This window comes from Flavobacterium potami, assembly GCF_020026915.1.
Lineage (GTDB): Bacteria > Bacteroidota > Bacteroidia > Flavobacteriales > Flavobacteriaceae > Flavobacterium > Flavobacterium potami.
This window is the reverse complement of sequence record NZ_JAINUY010000001.1, coordinates 902,117-924,574: the sequence shown is the minus strand read 5'-3', so window position 1 is coordinate 924,574 and position 22,458 is coordinate 902,117. Positions and strand designations below refer to the sequence as shown.

Here is a 22,458-nt window from a genome sequence, read left to right as displayed (position 1 = left end):
CTTATTTTAAATTCCTTTAAGAAGACTATTTTTTGTTCTAAAAACTTTAGTTATATCTACTAATTAGACATTTCTAATGCAATTAAATTGTATTTTTATTATTTAAAGGTTCTGGGCTAAAAACAACAATCAAATTTCTTAATGTCATTAAAATTAAAATTACTTTATTTCGTAAAATATTATTAAAACCCTTTTTATGTCCGATAATGTACTTATAAATGAAGAAGAAATTAGAGGTAAATTGCTACTTCCTTTTTTAAAGGATTTAGGTTTTGATGATACTGAAATTTCCATAGAAAAATCGTTCACAATCAGACTTGGAAAAACAGAAAAAACAATCAGAGGTCGTTCTGATATTTTATGTAAAAGATTTGGTAAAAATCTCTTTATTATTGAGTTAAAAAAAGATTCAATTTCAATAACCGAACAAGATATTGCACAAGGTATCTCATATGCAAGACTGCTATCAGGCAATATTGCGCCTTTTACAATAATATCAAATGGGCGGTCTACCAAAATCTTTGACTCAATCTCAAGAGTTGAACTTACAGGAAAAAAAATTTCAGAACAGTCTGCCTTTTGGCGCAATGATTGCACTCTTTCAGCCAGCGAAGATTTAAATATACGATACCTTGCCTTAAAGAATTTTATTTCTTTTTCTGATGAAAATTTGAGACAATTTTGTCTGAATCAGGTAACAGGAAGGATGGGAACAATTATTGGCGAATTTAATGACCCTTCAGTTAAATATTCCAAAGAACTTCATCACAAAAGATTGAAGCTTCAAGACGAATTCATGAATTTTCTTAAAACAGACAAATCCGTTTTTGGCATTGCCGGTCCTGCGGGTGTTGGTAAAACAAGTACAATATGCTCTCTAGCGTTACAAAATGTAGAAAGTGATTTTGTATTCTTTTTCAATGGTTCCTTAATGCGAACATCACCCCTGGAACTTATGTCACAAGACTTAAACGGCGTTTTTTCCAACAAAGTTGAAAGCGGAACAGTCCTTAAAAAACTGGATGAAATCGGAAGTTATTTAAAAAAAAACGTAATTATTTTTATCGATGCAATTGACGAATCGGTAGATCCAAACCTTAATCTCGAGCTAAGTGATCTAGCTCTTACTATCAGACAATTTAAGAATATAAAACTTTGTATTAGCTGCAAGTCAAATATCTGGAAAAGCTTCTTATTTCAAGGTGATACTCCGACTCATTTGTATGAGGAATTAAAAAAATCGCATATTCCAAATCCCTTATTAGACAACTGTCCCGGTTTTTTTCTAGAAGACTTTGATCAGACTGAGATTGATGAGATACTTCCCGCTTATCAAAAGGCATTTGATTTTAGAGGGGAAATTTCCGTCGAACTTCAAAATACCTTAAAAAATGGTTTTTTTCTTAGGATATTCAGCGAGGTATACAGCGGAAGACAGATACCATCAATCATTAATGACAAAGATTTAATTCAAAAGTATTTAAAACAGTCCATTGAAAAAACTAGTCTTGAGAATCGACTTGCAATGGGTATTCTAGGACAAATTGGTAAAATACTTGTAAACTATAAATTTTCCTTTTTGGAAGAACATCAGGATGAGGGTGTTGATGTGGAAAAATTATATGATGAATTGAATTTTAATTTTTCTGAAAATTTGCCGGAAGAATTATTTTCACGGAACATTCTACTAAAATCAAATAACAATGCCACTTCTAACGTCACATTCTATTACTCCAAAATCCGTGATTATATAATATGTTATCATTCCTATAGGTTGGATAAGCTTGACAATGAAGAATTTTATAATGTACTAAATGAGATTTATCAGAATTATATAGGACAAAGCGCCATTAAGTTTTACATTGAGAATTCGACACTAGAGCATCAAGAGACTTTGATCAAATATAAAAATGACAAGGCTTTAGAATATGTGGAGGGATATAATATTTATTTAGAGGATAATTTCAGGAATTTTAAAAAGCTATTTGACCCAAATACAGAAAATGAGATTGGAATTATAATGCCCCTAAATTCTATTAAAGATAACGGTTATGCACTTTTTCCGCTAAAGGAAAATTCAAAGAGCAAATTGGAGTTGGTCAATTTAAGCCATGATGCCAGCGATGAAGACCTATACACACTTTTTGAAGAAAAGGGAGCTAAGTCATTATACGGCAGTAATATTCCATTTCTTGTAGCAGACCAGTCTACAATTATAAGAAAAAATATATTTAAAGATCTTAAAAAGGCTCTTGAAAGAGGAATGTTTTACGACTTTGACTCTATGATTTTAAATAGGGAGCTTCTTTCCGTCATACTGTATAATTATTTTAAAGAATTAGACTATGATATTAAAACAATTGACTATAATTTACCAAGATTTGAAACAATTTATCCGATAGATGTAAAAGACTTAAAAAACAGACTTGAAAGGTTTCGTGCAAAAAATTATTACAAACTGAATAAAGTAATAAATGAAAGTATGTCAATATCTGATTTTGTCGAAAACGCATTGAATGAAAAACTACCAATTCCTGACCTAAACACTTTTGGAAGCAGTCCTCCTTTTGATTTATTATATACTATTGTGAACAAACTTTTAAGCATCGGTATTACAGAAATTGAAAACCATCATTTACCAGCTCCTGACCGGTCGATAAATTACGCAAAAGAATATTACCGTCAAAATCCAAAAAATTATCATCTGGTAAGAACAATTCAATACAGTGAAACACAGGCTCGCTTATATATAACCCAATTTTTTAATCATCTTGAAACTTGTTATAAGGAATTCGTCGAAAGTTGTTTTCCAACTTTTAAAAATCAGCTTGAATTTTTCACGACCATACCTCACGAATATTTCATCTATGCCTTAGATGCAGACAATTTAACTTCTGGATCTTTTGGGTATCGGCCTTCGCAAACTGGTAAATTAGAGATTTATTTCATGGATAGGAATGAGTACAAAAATGCTTTTAAAAGGGATTCAATTAAAATAGCGAGACATTTTTCATTAGATATCATTCTTCACAATTTAGATGCAAGACATTTTCCAGTTCCTATTGTATACAGAATCAATACTTATAATGCAAATAGATATACAGTTTTGAGAAATTGGGTTTACAAACTCCTTGAAAATGACATGGAAAAATTATTTAAAGAGAATGATAAATAAATTACTATTTCATCTTTTTCTTAATTATTCTTACAACAAATATTAACTGATAATGCAGTTCCTTAACTACATAAGCCATCCCGACAATTTAACTCAGGAAAAAGTCAACTTTTTTGCTGATTATTATAATTATGCTGCATCTCAGATCGAAAAAATCGATTCAATAGATACTGAAAACTATCTTTCTCTAATAGAAAAAATTATATTTCAAATTAAGACTAATACCGATAATTGCAATAAGTATATCGACAGTTACTTAACTCATCCTCTACTACAAAAAGAAAATAAATATTTTAAACAATTCAAAAATTATGGTGAAATTGTAGACCTTTTTGAAATTTATAAAAACTCCGGCAAACCACAAGCTAAGATTAAATGGATCAAAGAAAATCCAATTTTCAAATTAACACTTGTTAAGTTTAGAATAGAATTAAAGAAATTTATGTTCAGGAAATCTCTAAAATCAATAATAATGTTTCTGAAATGCAGTCACAGTTTGCCTTACCACAAGGACGATATAATACATCATACAAATATTCTTGTAACTGAATTTTTAAACACAGAATGGACAAAAGAGGACATTATTGAAACATTTACCAAAATTATAACTGCACAAATTAATGAGTTCCCATTTTCGGAGTCGTTTGTTAAAAAAAACAAAAGCAACCTTGCGAAAGCTAAAGTAGAACACTTCGAAAATATGACTTTTGATAAACAGTTTGAAGGCATTTTAAATTATTTGCGTTCACCTTACAAAAATGAATATTACATATATCGAATACTTAATATTAACGCCTTTAAAGGGTTCAAATTTAAATATAATAAAGTTACATTTTACGACAAAAATAATCTCAAATTTAAATATCTAAAGCTAAAAATTGAAGAATCCGGTTTTTCAAAAAATTTCTTCAAAGACGAAAATATGATTCTCGCTGTTGTCAAAGTGCATGCCAAAAGCAAAAAAATGGGCGAATATACAGCAATTAATACCATAAGAAAAGAACTAGCATTTTTAAACTTCAAATACAATGCAAATACTTTACTTGAGCCTTTCTCATATATAACTACGGTCAATTTTAAGGATTTCCATTCTAAGTGGAGTACAAAGGAGAATGCTGTTTCTATTTCAGAAAATAGTAAAAAGTTTTTTGAAAAAAATCCATTCTTACTTTTAAAAGTTGCAAATAAAATTTGCGCAGAGCATTTCCTAAATTACGAATACTTGTTTATCAAAGCACAGCAATCTGGAAATGCCGAAGATTATTGGCATTACTTTGAAACTCTTTTCAAGGTATGCAATGAATCAACCGGAAATATGATTGACATAATTACAAATATTATGTGGCTCTCTTCAAATCGGATTGAAAAACAGTTGATTGAAATTTATATAATAAATTCATTTTCAAATGCAATACCAGAACAATTTAATCTTACTCGAAACGAGTATTATAAAATTCGTAATACAGGACTTAATGATGTTGATGAAATCATTAAAAGTATAAATCATCCTTTACTAAATCATTTGATAAAAAAAAGAAATAAACCAACTAATAAATTATATTTAAAATCATTTTACTCACGTTTATTATGGGAATGTTATTCTCAGAGAAATTCAATGATGCACAACAACGAACAAAACGAAAGGGCAATGATTTCAATTGGTATAAAACTTCCCGAACTTGCTATGAGGTGTAGAGAAACTTTACTCCATTCAATGATAAATAACAGCGACTTGAATTTCATTGAGCTAATAGATAAACTCAAAGACTAATTAAGATTTTTTTTGCGATCCTTCGGGATTCTACTTTTCAAATTTTTACCAAAATCATTTATTTACCTCATTTTAGTTTTTTCGCTTTTTAAGCAGAAAATTGGATTTGAAACTGACATCATAAACTTTCAAAATAATCGACTAAAAGACCTTTTACGGCTTTGTTCCAAGCTTATCAATGAACATTATAATGGGAGTTAAGTGTTCGACTGCAGACCCGTGGACTCCAATTTGTGGGACGTATTTCTTAACAAATAACCACCTTATAGATATTAAAAAAAATGACGTTTAACTTTTATGGCAGAATCGTGAAACATCGGTATTTCAAAAATAAAAAACCTGCAAAATCAAGACTTTACAGCTTTAGGTTAGAAACATTACTACTGTAATCACCATTACTGTCTGCTGTTAAAATCTATCTCTACTCCTCATATATAAGTGTTGTCTTGAGGCAGTGAAATGAAAAATGCTTTTTAGCTGGCAGATGACTTTAAAATCTGCATTGTCTTTTCGTCCTGTTCTTTATTGTAATACTTCTCAAGCACCTGTCTAAAACAGTCAGGCGCATCAGCTAGCTGGCTGAAAAGGGTCATGCAGGATTTTAGTTTTCTCTCATCTGGCCTACCAAGGATTTCATGCGCCGTTTTGTTTTCGATTTGAAGTATTGCCCGGGTAATTTCCACAAGCCGTCTGCCCAGAATCGGATGGTTAAGATACTGTGAGGCTTCCTGCAGGTCTTCAATGCCGTAAAAAATATTATAATCCGTGAAGCCCAGCCCTCTAATCTGCGGAAAAACAAACCACATCCAGTGGGTCTGTTTGCCGCCCGCTCTGATTTCTTTCAGTGCATTGCCGTACGTTTCCCGCTGAGCCTGTAAAAAACGATCCAGATCATATTGCTTTTCCATTGCAGTGCTTTTTTCTCTCCTGAAATTACAAAATAATTCGATGCCGTTTCCAAAACAGGCGTCCGAAATTGATTCTGTCTGCTGTAAAGATTGATAACGAAATTTTCAATGAAAACGGATTAAAAGAGCCGCGAAAATAGCACCCGCAGGCTCCTGCATGCGCATAACGGCCTTGCCGCCCTTCGGGACTTATAGCACTCCGGATCCTTTATCGGATGCTTGATTTTGTGCTTTCTTTTTTCCCGTTTTTCTTTTGAAAAATTTCATGCGGGGCTTGAGAAAAAACAGATAAACATTCACTTAAAATTATTGAATCATGGAAATCTTAGGACGAATCACAAAGGATGCCGTAACGGCAAAAGTTTCAAATGACAGAGAGGTGGTAAATTTCTCCATCGCAGTAAACGACAGCTACAGACCTAAAGGGGCTAGCGAACTTAAAAAGATTGTGACCTACATCGACTGCTCCTATTGGATGGGTTCCAAAATGGCGCAGTGGCTCAAGAAAGGCACTATGGTCGAACTCTTCGGGCGCATCGGTCTGAATGTCTACACCAATGCCGATGGCAAGGCACTCGGTTCGCTGACCTTTCACACCAGTAACATTAAAATACTGGTTTTCCCTAAAACAGAAAATGCCTCAGCTGTTCTCGCAGTTCAGAAGAAAAGCACGGCTAAAGACGAACCTGACGATCTGCCTTTCTAAATCATTCACCATTTATTTTTTTTTACACGCCTAAAGACAATATTATGCAAGCCTTATCAAAATCCAACTACAGCGAATACCGAGTAGCCGATGCTTTTAATGAGATAATCCTCAAAAGCATCACTTCCTATAACGGAAAAAAAAGAGAACAGCTGAAATCATTCTTTCTTGACCTGCAGCAAGGCGGTTGCGTGAGCGGTATGATTTCCGAATTTATCTACCACGCAGACTGCAAAGAATTTTATATCAAGCATATCGATGACCTTGAAAATATCAGAACCCAACTCGAAGAGGCAATTGGCGAAGCGATTGAAAACCGACTCCAAGCCCCTCACTACACTTTTGTATGCTGGCTCTGCTTTGAAGAATACTGCTATGACCTTTATTCAAGGCTTTTTGAATAACAGTTCAATCTAAAATCTTTTCTTATGAAAGCATCCGAAAAATTTAAGACCGCCATAGAAAGCTACCTGACCGAAAAAGCACAGAAAGATACTGCTTTTGCGCCTGCCCTTGCCAAGCAGTCCAAAAACCTTGAAAGCTGTTTCCACTACATTTTCGGCGAGGTCAAAAAAACAGGGGAATGCGCTTTTGACAATCAGGAAATCTTTGACATGGCGGTAAAGTACTACACAGACGACACCATTGGAACACCCGCCCCTGTTCATTGCAGAGTTGCAGTAAGCCCGCCTGTCAAGGCAGACTTATTCTCAACTGCTCCCGCAGTTTCTGAAACTCCAATTCAGAAAACCGAACAGCCAAAACCTGTAAAACCTGCTGCCCAAACCTTAACCCTCTTTGACCTATGACACCGAAAACCATCATCGAGAAACAGATTACTGAATTAAGCAGTACCCTGAAACCCATTACTTCACAAATGCAGTCTTGGGCGGAAAAAAATATTTTCCTGAAATGGACTGTGCTCTCAAGAGGAAAATTCAATTGTCTGGAATGCACCCACTCGTGGAAACCCGACAGCGAAAGCCAGTCGTGCCAAAAGTATATCAATTGCACAGCCTGTAAGGGGAAGCTTAATATGCATAAGTACAATCAGGTGCATTTCAAGGAAATCGAATACTTCGCCGTTACTGATACCTGCCAAGGGTATCAGGTGGTGCGAATCATCTGTTCGCACAAGATCATGAAAAAGAATGTTCTTCCCGACTATTCCCACAGCGAAGTCATGCAGCACTGGATTAGTTCCAAAGGGGAAGTGCGCACCATCTCACGAGGCACGAATGTTTTTTCCCAAGCCTATGATGCATGGAAATACTATTCCCCTTTGGAAATCCGCCCTAAGGAGTTTCAGAAATCCCCAAAGTACCGCATCAATCCCTACAAGGTTTATCCAAAGCTTAATGTGATTCCGCTTTTGAAAAGAAACGGTTTCAAGACCTCTATGCATGGCATTGCACCACAGATACTCTTTACCGCACTTTTGAAAGACCCCATTGCGGAAACCCTTTTAAAATCGTCGCAGAACTCCCTGCTGAAACATTTCCTTACTTCCCACGAACAGCATCTGCTTGAAAACTGGCAGGCTGTAAAAACCTGCCTGAAACACCGCTATCAAATTCAGGACATCAAAATTTGGGAGGATTATATTGCCCTGCTCCGATGGTTTAAAAAAGACCTCAGCTCCCCTGCGCTTGTCTGCCCCGAAAATTTGGACGACGCGCATGACAGGCTTGTAGCCAAAAAAAGGGATATGCAGCGCCGAAAACATCTTGCGCAGCTGCGTGCTGAAATACAGAAAGCAGAGCCGATTTACATGCAGGACAAAAAACAGTTCTTCGGACTTTGTTTTACCGATAAAGACCTTACCGTAAAAGTACTTGACCGTGTGCAGGACTTTCTTGAAGAGGGCGACACGCTCCACCACTGCGTATTTACCAATGAATATTATAAAAAGAAAGATTCTCTTATCCTTTCTGCGCAGATTGAAAACAGACCTGTGGAAACCATTGAAATTTCCCTTTCCAAAATGGAAATCATCCAATGCAGAGGGCATCGAAATAAAGCCACTAAACACCACAGCAGGATTCTGAGGATTATCCGCAGAAACCTGCCTGAGATTGCCAAACGGTTGAAAAAACAGAAAAAGCAGACCGCTTCCGCTTAAACCATTTTACTATTTACGCCGCAGACTTGTACTGCGGTTTATTTTCGGCGCGCAGACACTTTAAGGCGAACGGGGCAGTCCTGGTTTAGGGGCTATTGCGTATGTTAAGTCAATTTCATCACAAAGTTCGGACACGGCTTTCGGTTCTCCGCAAAAAATTCCCCCATAAATGCAGGGCTGCACTCCTGCTTTATTGCGTTGCTTTCTGCGTTCGCTCAGCCCTGCCCGGGCAACGGTGCTGTAATTAATCTTAAAACTACAGCGGCTATGAAAAATCAAAATCAAAACACAGACTGGCAGAAAGTATCAGAAATCGAACTGATCTATAAAACCAAAGTAAAAAGTGCTGACAGACCCTATATCAGCTCTTCCAAAGATGCTTACCGAATTCTGCTCGACAGCTGGGATCACGGCAAAATAGAATTCTTTGAACAGTTCAAAGTGCTTTTGCTCAACCAGTCCAACAGGGTTCTGGGAATCTACGAGGTCTCCTCAGGAGGCATTGCGGGGACTGCGGTTGATATGCGCCTGCTTTTCGCGGCAGCCCTGAAAGCAGCCGCCGTCGGGATCATCATCACCCACAACCATCCCTCAGGAAAAACAGCGCCTTCCGAGGCCGACAGAAACATGACCCGAAAAATCCATGAAGCGGGAAAACTGCTGGACATACCGCTGCTTGACCACATCATCGTGACTCCTTATACCTATTACTCTTTTGCAGATGAAGGCGCCCTATAAGGGCGTTTTCATCTTTCATGCCCTTGATCTGTTCTGGTTTTTTAAGTAATTTTGCCCTATGAATCATGAAGAAATAAAACGCCATTTTGAAAACAATCCGCCGCCCAAGGAAGTGGAGTGGACTCCTTGGGCAAAGATCACCAACTCGCAGGTTTTCCTCAACAGCTGCTATACCACCATCAGAAATTTTAACGGCCCCATAGACCGATGCCCGGCATGGTGGCATTTAAGGGATTTTTACCTGCTTATGAAAAAAACAGCATCCCAGCCGACCAACGAAGAAAGTCCTGCTGAATAATTTTGATCCTTCCGTAAATTCTTAATAAAGGAAAAAAGCACCGATATGGGTGCTTTTTTTATGCCCTGAAAAATAAGGTTTTTTAGATTTTGTTATTATTTAGAACATTTTATTTTTAAGAATTGTTGCTATCTGTACTAATTTTGATCTGTATAAAATGATTAAGATTATGAGCCGGGCTATTGTACACATCGACATGAACACGTTTTTCGTATCCTGCGAAAGGCTGACAAATTCAGAACTTAACGGCATACCGCTTATCATCGGCGGCGGTGACAGAGGCGTTGTGGCTTCGTGCTCTTATGAAGCCAGAAAATTCGGCGTGCGTTCTGCCATGCCTATCCACATGGCCATGAAACTCTGCCCTCAGGCAAAAATTATGAAAGGAGACATGGAACTCTACTCCAGGCTTTCCCACGACATTACCGAAATCATTCAGGAAAAAGCGCCCGTGGTGGAAAAAGCCAGCATCGATGAATTTTATCTGGACATTACCGGCATGGATAAATTTTACGGAAGCTACAGATGGACAGATGAACTCGCCCAGCGTATTACCAAAGAGACGGGACTTCCCCTCACCTTTGCGCTTTCGGTCAACAAAACCGTTTCGAAGATCGGAACCGGCGAGGGCAAGCAAAAGCAGAACCTGGAAATTCCCGAGCATCTGGTGCAGTCCTTTTTAAATCCGCTCTCCGTCCGAAAAATCCCGATGGTCGGCCAGAAAACCTTTGAACTCCTTTCCCGAATCGGCATCCGCACCATCCAGACACTCTCTGAAATGCCTGCCGAATCCCTGCAGCAGATGATCGGCAAGAACGGAACCGAACTTTGGAAAAAAGCCAATGGTATAGACAATACTCCTGTGGAACCCTACACGGAAAGAAAGTCAATTTCAACCGAACATACCTTTTCCCAGGACACCATTGATGTACTAAAATTGAACAGAATCCTGCAGGGCATGGTGGAGAAACTCGCCTACCAGCTACGCGCAGAAGAGTGGCTCGCCTCAACGGTGACCGTTAAAATCAGATATGCCAATTTTGATACCGAGACCAAACAATCTAGAGTTCCGTACACCTCAGCGGATCATATTCTGACCCAGACCGTCACTGATCTCTTTACCAAGCTCTACCAGCGCCGAATGAGGCTGCGCCTTATCGGAGTCCGCTTCAGCGGACTGGTCAGGGGAACCTATCAGATTGACCTTTTCAATGATACCGAGGAAATGCTTGCCCTGTATCAGGCTATGGACAGGATGAAGACCCGTTACGGCTTTGATGCCGTGATGAGATGCGCAGGCGCCTCTTTCAAACCCAATAATAAAAACGAAATTTTAAAACGCAAAAAATAAATCATGTTTCTCAACTGCCACTCTTTTCATTCGCTGCGCTACGGCACCATTCCGCTGGATGATCTGATCAGACAGGCAGCGGATTGCGGTGTCATGGCGGCAGCCTTGACCGACATTAATACCGTAACAGGGATTTATGATTTTATAAAAGGCTGCGAAGCTTTAGGCATAAAACCCCTTGTCGGGATAGAATTCCGCTGCAGGCATAAATTTCGCTATATCGGCCTCGCCAAAAATGCTGCAGGGCTTGCCCAGATGAACCGTTTTCTGACCGATCATAATTTCAGCGGCGCTCCTCTTCCGCAAAAGGCTCCGGCTTTTGAATCGGCTTATTTTATCTATGCGCTGGAAAATGCACCGGCAGTGCTCGGCGAAAATGAATATATCGGCATCCAGCCTGACCAGCTCGGCAGGCTTTTTATGCCTGAGCTTAAAAAGAGGATTTCCAAAATGGTTATCCTCCAGCCTGTGGTATTCCGAACCAAAAGGGAATACAACCTGCACAGGATATTGCGTGCAGTCGACCTCAATGAACTTCTGTCAAAACTTGGGCCTGATGACTGCTGCAGAAAATCTGATTTGATGATTCCCGAAACGGAACTTATCGGCCTGTATAAAGATTATCCAGAGATTATCCAGAATACACGATACATCATCGAGCACTGTAATTTTCAGTATGATTTCGAAAGCCCGAAAAACAAAAAGCATTATACCAAAAATAAAAAAGGGGACATTGCCCTTCTGACCACCCTCGCCGAAGAAGGTCTGGTTTGGCGATACGGACGCCATAATGCTAAAGCAAAAGCGCGCGTGGAGAAAGAGTTAAAAGTAATCAATGACCTTGAATTCAGCGGTTATTTTCTCATTACCTGGGATATTATCCGTTACAGCAACAGCCGGGGTTTCCTGCATATCGGAAGGGGCTCGGGCGCCAACAGCATTATTGCCTACTGTCTTGGAATAACGGACATCTGCCCTTTGGAGCTTGACCTGTATTTCGAGCGCTTTCTGAATGAAAACCGCAAGAGCCCTCCCGATTTTGATATAGACTGGTCATGGAAAGAGCGTGATGTGATTCTGAAATACATCTTCGACCGCTACGGCTATGAGAATGTGGCTTTCTGCGGCACCAATGTGGAATTCAAATACCGATCTATTTTCCGCGAGGTCGGCAAGGTATTCGGACTTCCCAAAGACGAGCTGGATATGCTTGCCAAAAATCCCATGAAGCTCCACCAGACCAACTCCATAGTTAAATTGGTGCAGGAATACGGCATGATGCTCGAAAAATATCCTAATATGCGCAGCATGCATTCCTGCGGAATCCTGATCTCGGAAGAACCGCTGACCAATTACACGCCGCTGGAAATGCCGCCGAAAGGTTTTCCCATTGTCTTGTTTGATATGCATACGGCAGAGGATATCGGTTTTGATAAATTTGACATCCTCAGCCAGAGAGGTATCGGGCATATTGATGATACCGTGAAAATAATTGAGCAGAACAGAGGCATTCGCATCAATATCCGCGACACGGGAATCTCAAAAAACGAACAGTCCGCAAACATCTATCTTGCAGAGGGACGCACCATAGGATGTTTTTACATCGAAAGCCCAGCTATGCGCGGACTCTTGCGCCGTCTGAAATGTGACAACTACAAAACGCTTGTGGCAGCCTCTTCCATTATCCGCCCGGGAGTGGCGCAGTCTGGAATGATGAAAGAATACATATTCCGCCACAACAACCCTACGAAATTTGAATATTTTCATCCAGTCTTTGAAAAGGAGCTTGGAGAAACCTACGGAATTATGGTGTATCAGGAGGACGTGATCAAAATTGCCCTGCATTACGGCGGGCTCTCAGCTGCTGACGGCGATATCTTAAGACGTGCCATGTCGGGTAAGGGACGCTCAAAAGCGGCGCTTCAGAAAGTAAAGGATGATTTCTTTATTTCAGCTGCCGCAAAAGGGCATCCCGAACAGCTGAGCCAGGAAATCTACCGACAGATCGAATCCTTTGCAGGTTATTCCTTCTGCAAGGCGCATTCTGCCTCCTATGCCGTGGAAAGCTATCAGAGCCTATATCTGAAAGTGCACTATCCTGTTGAATTTATGGTTGCTGTCATCAATAATCAGGGAGGATTTTACCGCACGGAAATATATGTGCATGAGGCTCGAATGGCCGGCGCTGTTATCCATACTCCCTGCGTGAATAAAAGCCAATATGAAACTTCGCTTTACGGCAGCGATATCTATCTGGGCTTTATGCACCTGCAGGGTCTGGATTCAAAGCTCTCGCAGTTCATCGCTTTTGAGCGCGAGAGAAACGGCATTTATAAATCACTCGAAGATTTCATAAACAGGGTACCCATGGGCATTGAGAATATAAAAGTGCTTATTTTCATCGGCGCTTTCCGCTTTACCGGAAAAACCAAAAACCAGCTTCTGGTACAGGTAAGTCTTTTGATGAATAATTTCAAGCCTGAAAACCGCGGGCTTATGCTTATTGAGCAGCCCGCCAAAGAATTTAAGCTGCCTGTTCTGGAGCGCTCGGTATTTGAGGATGCCTTTGATGAAATTGAGCTTCTGAATTTCCCGGTATCCTGCACCGTTTTTGATCTGCTTCAGACCAGACACCGCGGGGACGTGATGGTGCGGGATTTATTAAAATATCATAAAAAGCAGGTCCGCATGCTGGCTTACCTGATCTCGACCAAGCAGGTGCCCACCAAAAGGGGAAATATGTATTTCGGGACGTGGATCGATCATGAGGGAGCCTATTTTGATACGGCGCATTTTCCGGACAGTCTGGTAAATAACCCGTTTCAGGGAGGGGGCTGCTACCTGCTTTTGGGGACTGTGGAAATTGACTATCATTTCCCGACGATCACCATTTCCAGAATGGCGAAAATGCCTTTCATTCCTGACCCAAGATATTCGGACTCGGAAAAAAGGTATACCACCCAGCATAATATCAAACAGGATGTCAGCAGCACCCATAGGCAGCCTTATCCGCAGGATCATGAAATTAATCTGCCTCGCCACAGAATGAAATTTTGACTATTTAGCTATGCAATGTCCTAATAATGAATTAATTTTGATAGAGAAGCAAAAACAGAAAGAGGAAAATAAGCATGCCGTACATCAGTTTTCTGCTGTTTCTTTTTCTAAGCTTTTGTTTTCGCTTTTCATTTTCTTTTATAAGTCTTTCGATGCGTTTAATGTCTATTGGGTATAATTCCATAAGATCGTTTATTCAAACTTAGGCGGTATGAAAAAGACAAAAGCCCTTAAAAGGGCAAATTAGTATCAGGATAAGACATTTTTAAAACAGCCATAAAACGGAAAATTATGTGTTATTACACCCAGCAGAATGCTTCAATAGAAAATCTCAAAAGACGCTTTAATGCGGAACTCGACAATGAAGAGACTTACCTGCAATCGGATTTTATAAACGGGTTCTCCCATCCCAACATTCCTGTAATACTGAATTCCTCTCCGCATCTAATCACAACGGATTACACCTGGGGACTGCTGCCTTCCTGGGCAAAAGACATTGAGTTTAGGAAGAATACGCTTAATGCCCGCATTGAATCCATTGACGAGAAAGCATCGTTCAAAAATATAACCCACAACCGATGCCTGATTATTGCATCTGCCTATTACGAATGGCACTGGAACGACGAAAAAGGAAAAAGCAAGGACAGATACCAGATCAACTCGCAGGATGATGAGATCTTCACTTTCGCAGGTTTGTATTCCTCTTGGACGGATCCCGATACAGATGAGATTAAAAACACCTATACCATGGTGACCACAAAAGCCAACAAACTAATGGACTTTGTGCACAACCATAAACACAGAATGCCCATCATGCTCAAAAAGCAGGATGAAACAGCTTGGCTGGACCAGTCTGTGGCTATTACCGAATTTGCCTTTCCCTACGAAGGAAACTTAATTGCACTTCCTTCAAATTAATAACAGATTTATGAAACAAGATATCGATTATTTCATCGGAATGAGCACCGAAGACCTGCATCAGAGATTTATGCAGAAGCTGTACTCCAAGACAGAATTCATCCAGTATAATGATCCTGATGATTTTTTCGATCCCGAACAGGAGTACGGAAACCATATAACACAGTGTATTGCCGAGGAAAGAAATTTTATAAGAGAATTAATTCGCACCGCATCGGAAGAAGCAGGAACAGTATTAACCGAGAAGCAGATTGAAGAAATGGTTCAGCAGAAAAGAGAAGAAATCAACCAGCTTAAAGGATCGTCAATCGAAGATTATATTGAAAAGGTTTCGGTTAAATATATTGAACCTGAACCAGAATGCGACCAGAGATTTATATTCTATAGATGGTTTTGCAGACTTTGGAAATATATAAGATCATTATTCAATTCTTAAAATATTACTTTCAAAATACTTCCTGATACAGGAGTTCAATTGTTACCTCTTTTTTGTCTCGCCCCTCTTCAACAAAGATTGTAGTCCATCTCGGCTGGAAATTTTCAACCAAATAATGAAAAGCACTAAGAACTTCTTCTGCAGAATTTTCTAAATCGATTCCTAAATTCTTTTCATATCCGATAATGCGATAGAATATGCCATTTTGCAGCAGCTCATCCTGCCCATCGGCTGTATTGTCAGGCGCCATTCCAAAGCAGAAAATTTCAGTCTTGCTGCAAAGCAATTCTAGCAAATGGTAACGAACTGTCAAAAACAAAGCCTCATCCTTTAAACCAAAAGGAACATCCAGATCGCCAGCCCTGATCGTTAAAGCAACATCTTCAAAATGCAGTTCCATAAAAAAATAATTAATTACCCAAACAAAACCTTACCTATTAACAATTCATATCAAGAAACTATCAACGTAGGTCCATAATACCTTTTCCAAATATCTTCTCCACCTGAAATATATAACTTTTCAAAATCGGAGTTGGAAGGAAAAACCGGCTTATTGCCGCAGCTTTTTCGTCCAGCTTCTGATTGTCAAAAGATCTTTCTAGCAATGCTGTATAATCCTTTAACTGGCTTTCATCAAATATTTTACGCAAATCCCTTTCGGTATTTACATATGATTTGAGCATCGGAAAATCATTATTGTTATCCATTTCATACCTTTCGATTCCAGATTTTACTTCAAGAAATTCTTTTCTAAACAATTCAAGAATTTTGGACATATTGTTCTCGTAAAAGATGTTGGGTATAAGTCCAGCTTTATAGTTCGCATAGTGTTCCTGTGAACAATTCTGATTCTCTAGGTACTTTTCAAAAATTTGAATTCTATATGTGTAATCAACTTCAAAAATATTAGTGTCTTGATAATCAATATTCATACAATAACTTATTTACAAATAAATATAGTATTTTTTTTAAAGCAGTAAACGGAAAATATGGTATTAAATTAAAAAGCTTAACGATACACTGTTTGATTTTCCTTAGTATCCAAAATCAGGTGTTTTTACGGACTTGTTTTTAATTTTAAAAGGTGATTTTTGCTACAGTACGGAAATCCGTAATTTTTCCTTCCAAAAGATACATATATTCGCAACTAACCAACTTCAATATGAAAATAGATGTAATCAAGAAAACAGAATATCCAGATCTTTCATCGCTCTGCAGTTGCGAGATTAACTGTATTCACATAAAGATCAGTGATTACAAACCTATTATTACGGAATTTGAAAAGCAGATTTCCGATACAAGTTGGATAAATTCACTTGACGAATTATCAAAGCTAGCCTTTAAAGCTAATGCACAAAAAACCATTGATAAAATTGTAAATGATATCATAGCCAAAGTAACTAGTAGCCTAACTGTTGATATAGGAGAATACATCGTCTCATATGCCGCACAGCATGCATTGGAGCTCAAGTTCAATCATACTAAAATTCCACTGGCGGAATTACTTAAAGAGAAAATATCAGGAAATCCAGGTTTTGATTTTCATTCAGTTAGCTCTAATATGTACTTAATTTTTGGAGAGGCCAAATTTAGCCTAGATGGCACTCCTAGAGCACGAGCATTAAATCAGATCAACGAGTTCATTGATGATAGAGACCACGCAGAATTACTATGGCTGCAACCATTTTTACATAGTGATACCATTACGCACATAACCAATGGACATAAAGGCTACACTGCAGCTTTTTCCTTTAATGGAAATAATGTACTTACCATTTTCAGCAATGCTTTGGAATCAGATGCCATAAAAGAAATTATAAAACATAAAGAACTTTATTTAATAGCTGTCGAAATATGATAAATGATGAGATTTTTCAGCCGCAGTTTCATCAGGAAATAATAGATGAAATTCTTTTCGATTTTCATAAATACGGCCCAGTCAATCAAAGCCATTTAGAAACTTTAGCTTATTATAAGAAATTAAAGCCCGAAACATTCAAAAAATATGAGCCGAAACTGATGTTTCTTATGGGCCTCTTTTATAAAACAGCTGAACCTAACACTTTTTTTGAGGCCGTATACAGTTCGTATGCTCAAGCAATATTGGATGATACAGGTCATAATTTTAGTCCAGTACAGGCGGATGCCTACAATTCAATTAAAAAGTTTACAAATTTCTCCTTCTCAGCTCCCACCAGTGCTGGAAAATCTTTTTTATTTCAGGAAATAATAAAGGAATCAAACGGAGACATTATAATTGTAATCCCATCTCGAGCATTACTTTCTGAATACCTAATAAAAGTTAAAAAACTTGTTTCAAAAGAAACACTTGTCCTTGCATTTATTGAGATCGTAAACACTAAAAGAACAAAAAATAGAATATTTATAATCACACCAGAAAGAGGAGAAGAATTATTTAAAAACTTAGACAAGTTAAATATTGAACTGATTTTACTTGATGAGGCACAACTTTCAGAAGAAGGAATTCGAGGAATGAAATTTGATTCTTTTGTTCGAAGAATAGAGCAAAAATTAAATAATGTTAAGAAAGTTTTTACCCACCCTTTTATTGTAAATCCTGAAGCTCAATTTTTAAAACACAATATTACAAACAATACAGACTCTGAAACATACAATCAAAAAACTGTTGGAAAAATTTATATCGAACACTATAACAATAAGTTCAAGTATTTTTCACCATTTGAGGATAAAATTGGAGGTAGAAATGTTGAGGGAAATTTAATTAAAGAAATTATTCAAAAAAATGGCACTGCCTTGATTTTTATTTCCAAATCCAAAATATATGATGGGAGCTTCATGGATACCTATTCAGAATATGTAGATCTATGTGAAAATATCGAGAATAAAGATGCTTTAAGGTACATTAATAAATTAGAAGATTTTTTTGGCACGACGAATGACAACGAAAAGCAGTCACTACTAATATTTTTAATGCGAAAAGGAATTGTAATACATCATGGCTCTATTCCGCTCAAAGCAAGATTAATAATTGAAGATTTTGTCAATAACAAGCATGCCAGAATTTGTTTTTCTACTTCTACGCTTATTCAAGGTATTAATATGCCTTTTGATTTGGTTTGGATTAATAACTTTACTTTTAATGGAAATGAAGACCAAAAAACATTAAATCTTAAAAATTTAATAGGAAGAGCAGGACGAACAACTTTAGAGAATAATTATTTTGATTATGGATATGTAGTAATTGAAAGAAAAAATAAAAAATTGTTTGTCTCTAGATTAAATAAAGAATCTTCAATCTCCGAAACATCCGAACTTGATGAGGAAGGAAATAGTAATAATGAAGATTTTGCTGATATAGTTGATGCAATTAAAAATGACACTTTTAACACTGACCTTCACCTAACTGAATCCCAAATTGCTAGAATAAACGATTCAGACATTGACGAGGATATTAAATTCATTTTAGATAATTTTCTAAATGCAGAAAATAAGCCGCTTACTGCAAAAGAATATTATCACCTAAAAGAATCAAGGAGAAAAAACTTAAAAAAATCATTTGAAAACATCTACAAAGTTCATCTTCGAAGACAAGAACTCACAAACGGAGAAAAACAAGTTTTGAGTACATCGATACCGGTGCTACTGTGGTTAATTCAAGGGAAATCATTTGCAGAAATTATTTCACTCCGTTATGCTTTCCTTTCGGAAAAGGATTTTAGAAGAAAATTACGAAGTCAGTTAACTAAAAGTGAAATAACTTTAAAAGAGTTTCGAAAACTGCTTAATGACAAAAAAGTTAGATATTCATGTATAGCTAACTCACTGCCCGATATTAACTTTAAAAAAGGAGTTCCCCTTTTCTCTACCAAGACTCACTTGCTAGAAGTTGATTTTGACAAAGTTGTATACGATACTTATGATTATATCGATAAAGTTTTATCGCTATCTATTAAAGATCCCGTTTCCAGCGTCTTTATTCTATATTTTCAAAAGACTGCAGACCAAAGAGCTAGTATATTGAGCAATTATATAAAATATGGCACTAATGATGAAACAGAAATATGGATGCTAAAATATGGCTTTACATTTGATGAAATTGAGGAGCTAAAACAACACATTATGACTATCGATGAAACTGAAATTACATTTAAAGAATCTATAAGCGAGTATATTTTAGATGAAGATAATCTTCAATTAATTGAGCGTTATTTGTATACGGAATAAAAACTGTCAATTATTAAACTAAATTGCAAATTCCGTTGAGTTAAAAAAACAGTTGAGTTACCTACATCTTTGCCACAATAAACTAATGCATTATCAACAACTTCAAGAAAATTAATTGTTTTAAAGAAAAACCACCGCAGACATAAACACCTACTTTAAAAATATTTAAAAAATAAACACAACTCCAAATTAATTATTTATTATAAATTAGACTTTAGTCAAATATGCCCGAAGTAATTGTAGAATCAGGTGAATATAAATTCTAAAATAAATAAATGAAAGACCATAATAAACTTGACTGGCAGACTTATGAGTTAATTACAAAATATATTTATGAAACTCTAGGACAACAATACAATATTAATATTGAAGGATATGGGCGTAACTGTAAAATTATAGGGCATTCAGGAGTTCAGCATCAAATTGATGTCCTAACTTCAGAAACTGATCAAAGCGGCAGATATAGAACTGCGATAGAATGTAAATACTTGAATAAAAAAGTTAACAAAGACATAGTAATGAAGCTTTTAGCTATCATTAATGATACAGATGTAAAACGAGGAATTATAGTTTCAAAAAGCGGTTATACTCCCGACGCTTATCAATTCGCAAAACATAATAAAATTTTAATTGTTCAGCTTAGGGAAGCCAAAAAAGAAACAAAAGGACCACCAAAACAAATGCATTTTTTTGACATTGTTCTAAACATAAAAATAAATATTAAACGTCCCGAAGTTACAGAGATAATCGCTCTGGATATCGATGATAAAATTATAAACCTTGACGAAAAGAACCAATATCATATTTATGTTAATAAGCCTAATGGAAGAAAAACAACGCTTTTTGATGAAATAATGATATTCAAAGAATATCTTAACAAGCAAAGACCCTTTAAAACTGTAACTAAAACCTATGAGTTTCAAGATTCTATTTTGCGACTGCAAAACAGCACGCAAAAAATAAAAAGAATCACTTTCACTGGCCTATTGAATGTACAGGATAAAAATCAGAATACTACTTTTTCGATTGTGGATAAGGTATGGCTGATCATGGAAAAACTTTTTGAGGAGCAAATATTTATTATATCGCAAAGTGGAATAATTGTCCAAAATTTGGACAATAAACAATAAGACAAGGTTTATTATTTTTTGGTCAATACTATATCTGGATTGCAGATTATTCTCTACATCAAAAACTTTCAGCAACAAATCAGCAAAAGATTTATGACATAGTCATCGTAAGTAGCATTTTTTAGAATCAAAAAATCATCATCAAATAAAACACGTACAAATACCTAATAGTAATTAGTATTTATTTTCTATGTTTGAAAGAAAGAGAAGTATCTCTAAATGTCGATTAAATAAATAGTCCGTAATTAAGAAAACATGTATGAACTTTTTCATCCCAACTATGTCGCCTATAGAAGCAGAAGCTTTTTTAAACAAGACTATTATTCCTTTTATAGAGCAACAAGGATACAAAGTTCTAAAAGACAGAAAAATATATAGTATTACTTTCAGTCATAATGGCAAACAGATAACTGACACAGTAGATACTGTCAGTTCTACAAATGGAGAAGTTATTTTTGCTATTTTAGAGACTGACAGTATGTTCTTGGTGTGCACTCCTAAAAGAGGGATAACTGGAGGTGAACCAATGCTAACAGGCAAGCATTCTGTGACTGAAATTATACCTTTTGATAATTTGAAGCCAAATTCATTTAAGTACGGAGAATGGCTATATAAACTTGAAAACGGAAATCATGAAGTTGAATCACCGAAAGAAACTCCAAAATCAGTTTTCAAATATTATGCAAATAATACGAATGGAAAAAATGCAGTAACAAATCAATATTTATTTTGTAGTCATCCTTACCATTTAAATGACTCTATGGACTCCTCCAATCTGCTTTGGGATTTTTCAAAATTATCTGAACCTTTATTCCTCAAATTTTATAATCAATATAATTTTAATAACCATTTTGAAGTAAATTATGAAGAGGAAAAAAAGAATGGTTTTATACAAATAAAGCAACTCTTTTATGATATGATTACGAATGGCTCTGGAATTATTTCTTTAACAACAGAGCCATTGCACACTTTGATGTGGTCACATTATGCAACTGAAAAGGGATTTATGATAGAATTGGATTGGGAAACTATAAAAGATGAACTACCTGCGTTAAATGAAAATATAAATAACTATGCATTCTTTCCAATTCAATATGTTGAAAATTTAGAAAGCATTGATTTTTTCCTTTCAAACTGCAATTCCCCTGATGTTCCTTTTCTATATTCTATTGGAGTCAAAAGACAGGATTGGAATTATGAAAACGAATGGAGATTAGTAACTTATGCAAATGGTTATGGAGTTCCTGATTCGTTATTATCCCCCCTACCAGATATACCTAGCTCACAAGAACGCAAAGTATTTTATCCTCTAGGTGCTATTAAATCAATTACTTTAGGAAAACAATTTTTTAATGGATTGAATGTTGAACAACATATTGCTCCTCTTACTTTTAAAATGAAAGACTCTGAAGATTTAAAATTTGTAAATTTTCTAATTGAAAAATTAGGTGATAAAATATTTCTGTGCGGAGAATATGAAGAAGCCAAAGCTTTTAAACGCAGTTCAGAAAGAATTAGCTTAACTAAAATAAATGACAAAACAATTTTGATAGAACGACATAATGAAGGATTTCACTCATGAAAGATCCAAATTATGGTTTTCCGTAATATTGTTATTAATTAGAAATTGATATTTACTTTT

The 22,458-nt window shown here is 36.6% G+C and carries 19 protein-coding genes; 16 read left to right on the top strand and 3 right to left on the bottom strand.

Annotated features, from left to right (window positions below; translation table 11 throughout):
• Nucleotides 1–196: 196 nt before the first annotated feature.
• Together K6T82_RS03970 and K6T82_RS03965 are read left to right on the top strand one after the other, a co-directional pair.
• Nucleotides 197–3,175 carry a type I restriction enzyme HsdR N-terminal domain-containing protein gene (locus tag K6T82_RS03970; protein WP_223704656.1) on the top strand — a complete coding sequence of 993 codons (2,979 nt, stop codon included), beginning with the start codon at nucleotides 197–199 and terminating at the stop codon, nucleotides 3,173–3,175.
• A gap of 52 nt (nucleotides 3,176–3,227) precedes the next feature.
• Nucleotides 3,228–4,946, top strand: a complete 1,719-nt coding sequence (locus tag K6T82_RS03965) for a hypothetical protein (RefSeq protein ID WP_144219320.1) — start codon at nucleotides 3,228–3,230, stop codon at nucleotides 4,944–4,946.
• Nucleotides 4,947–5,419: 473 nt separating this feature from the next.
• Here K6T82_RS03965 and K6T82_RS03960 read toward each other — a convergent pair whose 3' ends face one another.
• Nucleotides 5,420–5,854 carry a DUF1810 domain-containing protein gene (locus K6T82_RS03960; RefSeq protein ID WP_144219319.1) on the bottom strand — a complete coding sequence of 145 codons (435 nt, stop codon included), beginning with the start codon at nucleotides 5,852–5,854 and terminating at the stop codon, nucleotides 5,420–5,422.
• Nucleotides 5,855–6,170: 316 nt separating this feature from the next.
• On the opposite strand from K6T82_RS03960, the gene K6T82_RS03955 reads away from it, so the two are divergent.
• The 10 genes from K6T82_RS03955 (at nucleotide 6,171) to K6T82_RS03910 (ending at nucleotide 15,480) form a co-directional block, all read left to right on the top strand.
• Nucleotides 6,171–6,560, top strand: a complete 390-nt coding sequence (locus K6T82_RS03955) for a single-stranded DNA-binding protein (protein ID WP_144219318.1) — start codon at nucleotides 6,171–6,173, stop codon at nucleotides 6,558–6,560.
• 44 nt (nucleotides 6,561–6,604) lie between these two features.
• Nucleotides 6,605–6,964, top strand: a complete 360-nt coding sequence (locus tag K6T82_RS03950) for a DUF7222 domain-containing protein (RefSeq protein ID WP_144219317.1) — start codon at nucleotides 6,605–6,607, stop codon at nucleotides 6,962–6,964.
• A 24-nt stretch (nucleotides 6,965–6,988) separates the two neighbouring features.
• Nucleotides 6,989–7,369 carry a Cas9 inhibitor AcrIIA9 family protein gene (locus K6T82_RS03945; RefSeq protein WP_144219316.1) on the top strand — a complete coding sequence of 127 codons (381 nt, stop codon included), beginning with the start codon at nucleotides 6,989–6,991 and terminating at the stop codon, nucleotides 7,367–7,369.
• Nucleotides 7,366–8,682 carry a PcfJ domain-containing protein gene (locus K6T82_RS03940; protein WP_144219315.1) on the top strand — a complete coding sequence of 439 codons (1,317 nt, stop codon included), beginning with the start codon at nucleotides 7,366–7,368 and terminating at the stop codon, nucleotides 8,680–8,682. The genes K6T82_RS03945 and K6T82_RS03940 overlap by 4 nt, the downstream gene beginning before the upstream one ends.
• A gap of 267 nt (nucleotides 8,683–8,949) precedes the next feature.
• Nucleotides 8,950–9,420, top strand: a complete 471-nt coding sequence (locus tag K6T82_RS03935) for a JAB domain-containing protein (protein WP_144219314.1) — start codon at nucleotides 8,950–8,952, stop codon at nucleotides 9,418–9,420.
• 58 nt (nucleotides 9,421–9,478) lie between these two features.
• Complete coding sequence (locus K6T82_RS03930; protein ID WP_144219313.1) at nucleotides 9,479–9,718, top strand: DUF6965 family protein; 240 nt, start codon at nucleotides 9,479–9,481, stop codon at nucleotides 9,716–9,718.
• A gap of 169 nt (nucleotides 9,719–9,887) precedes the next feature.
• The gene (dinB, locus tag K6T82_RS03925) at nucleotides 9,888–11,069 is read left to right on the top strand and encodes a DNA polymerase IV (protein ID WP_186296647.1); all 1,182 of its coding nucleotides are present in this window, start codon (nucleotides 9,888–9,890) and stop codon (nucleotides 11,067–11,069) included.
• A 3-nt stretch (nucleotides 11,070–11,072) separates the two neighbouring features.
• A complete protein-coding gene (locus K6T82_RS03920) occupies nucleotides 11,073–14,126 on the top strand; it encodes a DNA polymerase III subunit alpha (protein ID WP_144219311.1) in 3,054 nt (1,017 codons plus the stop codon).
• Nucleotides 14,127–14,417: 291 nt separating this feature from the next.
• Entirely contained in the window at nucleotides 14,418–15,044 is a 627-nt protein-coding gene (locus K6T82_RS03915) for an SOS response-associated peptidase (protein ID WP_144219310.1), read from the top strand.
• Nucleotides 15,045–15,054: 10 nt separating this feature from the next.
• Nucleotides 15,055–15,480, top strand: coding sequence for a hypothetical protein (locus K6T82_RS03910; RefSeq protein WP_144219309.1), 426 nt, complete (start codon nucleotides 15,055–15,057; stop codon nucleotides 15,478–15,480).
• A 10-nt stretch (nucleotides 15,481–15,490) separates the two neighbouring features.
• On the opposite strand, the gene K6T82_RS03905 is transcribed toward K6T82_RS03910, so the two are convergent.
• On the bottom strand, nucleotides 15,491–15,880 hold the full coding sequence (locus tag K6T82_RS03905) for a hypothetical protein (protein WP_144219308.1): 390 nt from the start codon (nucleotides 15,878–15,880) through the stop codon (nucleotides 15,491–15,493).
• A gap of 61 nt (nucleotides 15,881–15,941) precedes the next feature.
• The gene (locus K6T82_RS03900; protein ID WP_223704655.1) at nucleotides 15,942–16,412 is read right to left on the bottom strand and encodes a hypothetical protein; all 471 of its coding nucleotides are present in this window, start codon (nucleotides 16,410–16,412) and stop codon (nucleotides 15,942–15,944) included.
• A gap of 230 nt (nucleotides 16,413–16,642) precedes the next feature.
• On the opposite strand from K6T82_RS03900, the gene K6T82_RS03895 reads away from it, so the two are divergent.
• The 4 genes from K6T82_RS03895 (at nucleotide 16,643) to K6T82_RS03880 (ending at nucleotide 22,398) form a co-directional block, all read left to right on the top strand.
• Nucleotides 16,643–17,338, top strand: a complete 696-nt coding sequence (locus tag K6T82_RS03895) for a Hachiman antiphage defense system protein HamA (protein WP_144219306.1) — start codon at nucleotides 16,643–16,645, stop codon at nucleotides 17,336–17,338.
• Nucleotides 17,335–19,686 (top strand): DEAD/DEAH box helicase, encoded by a 2,352-nt coding sequence (locus K6T82_RS03890; protein ID WP_144219305.1) that lies wholly within the window; start codon nucleotides 17,335–17,337, stop codon nucleotides 19,684–19,686. Before K6T82_RS03895 ends, K6T82_RS03890 begins: the two co-directional genes overlap by 4 nt.
• A gap of 275 nt (nucleotides 19,687–19,961) precedes the next feature.
• Complete coding sequence (locus K6T82_RS03885) at nucleotides 19,962–20,816, top strand: restriction endonuclease (RefSeq protein ID WP_144219304.1); 855 nt, start codon at nucleotides 19,962–19,964, stop codon at nucleotides 20,814–20,816.
• Between the two features lie 259 nt (nucleotides 20,817–21,075).
• Nucleotides 21,076–22,398 (top strand): DUF2971 domain-containing protein, encoded by a 1,323-nt coding sequence (locus K6T82_RS03880; RefSeq protein ID WP_144219303.1) that lies wholly within the window; start codon nucleotides 21,076–21,078, stop codon nucleotides 22,396–22,398.
• Nucleotides 22,399–22,458 lie beyond the last annotated feature (60 nt).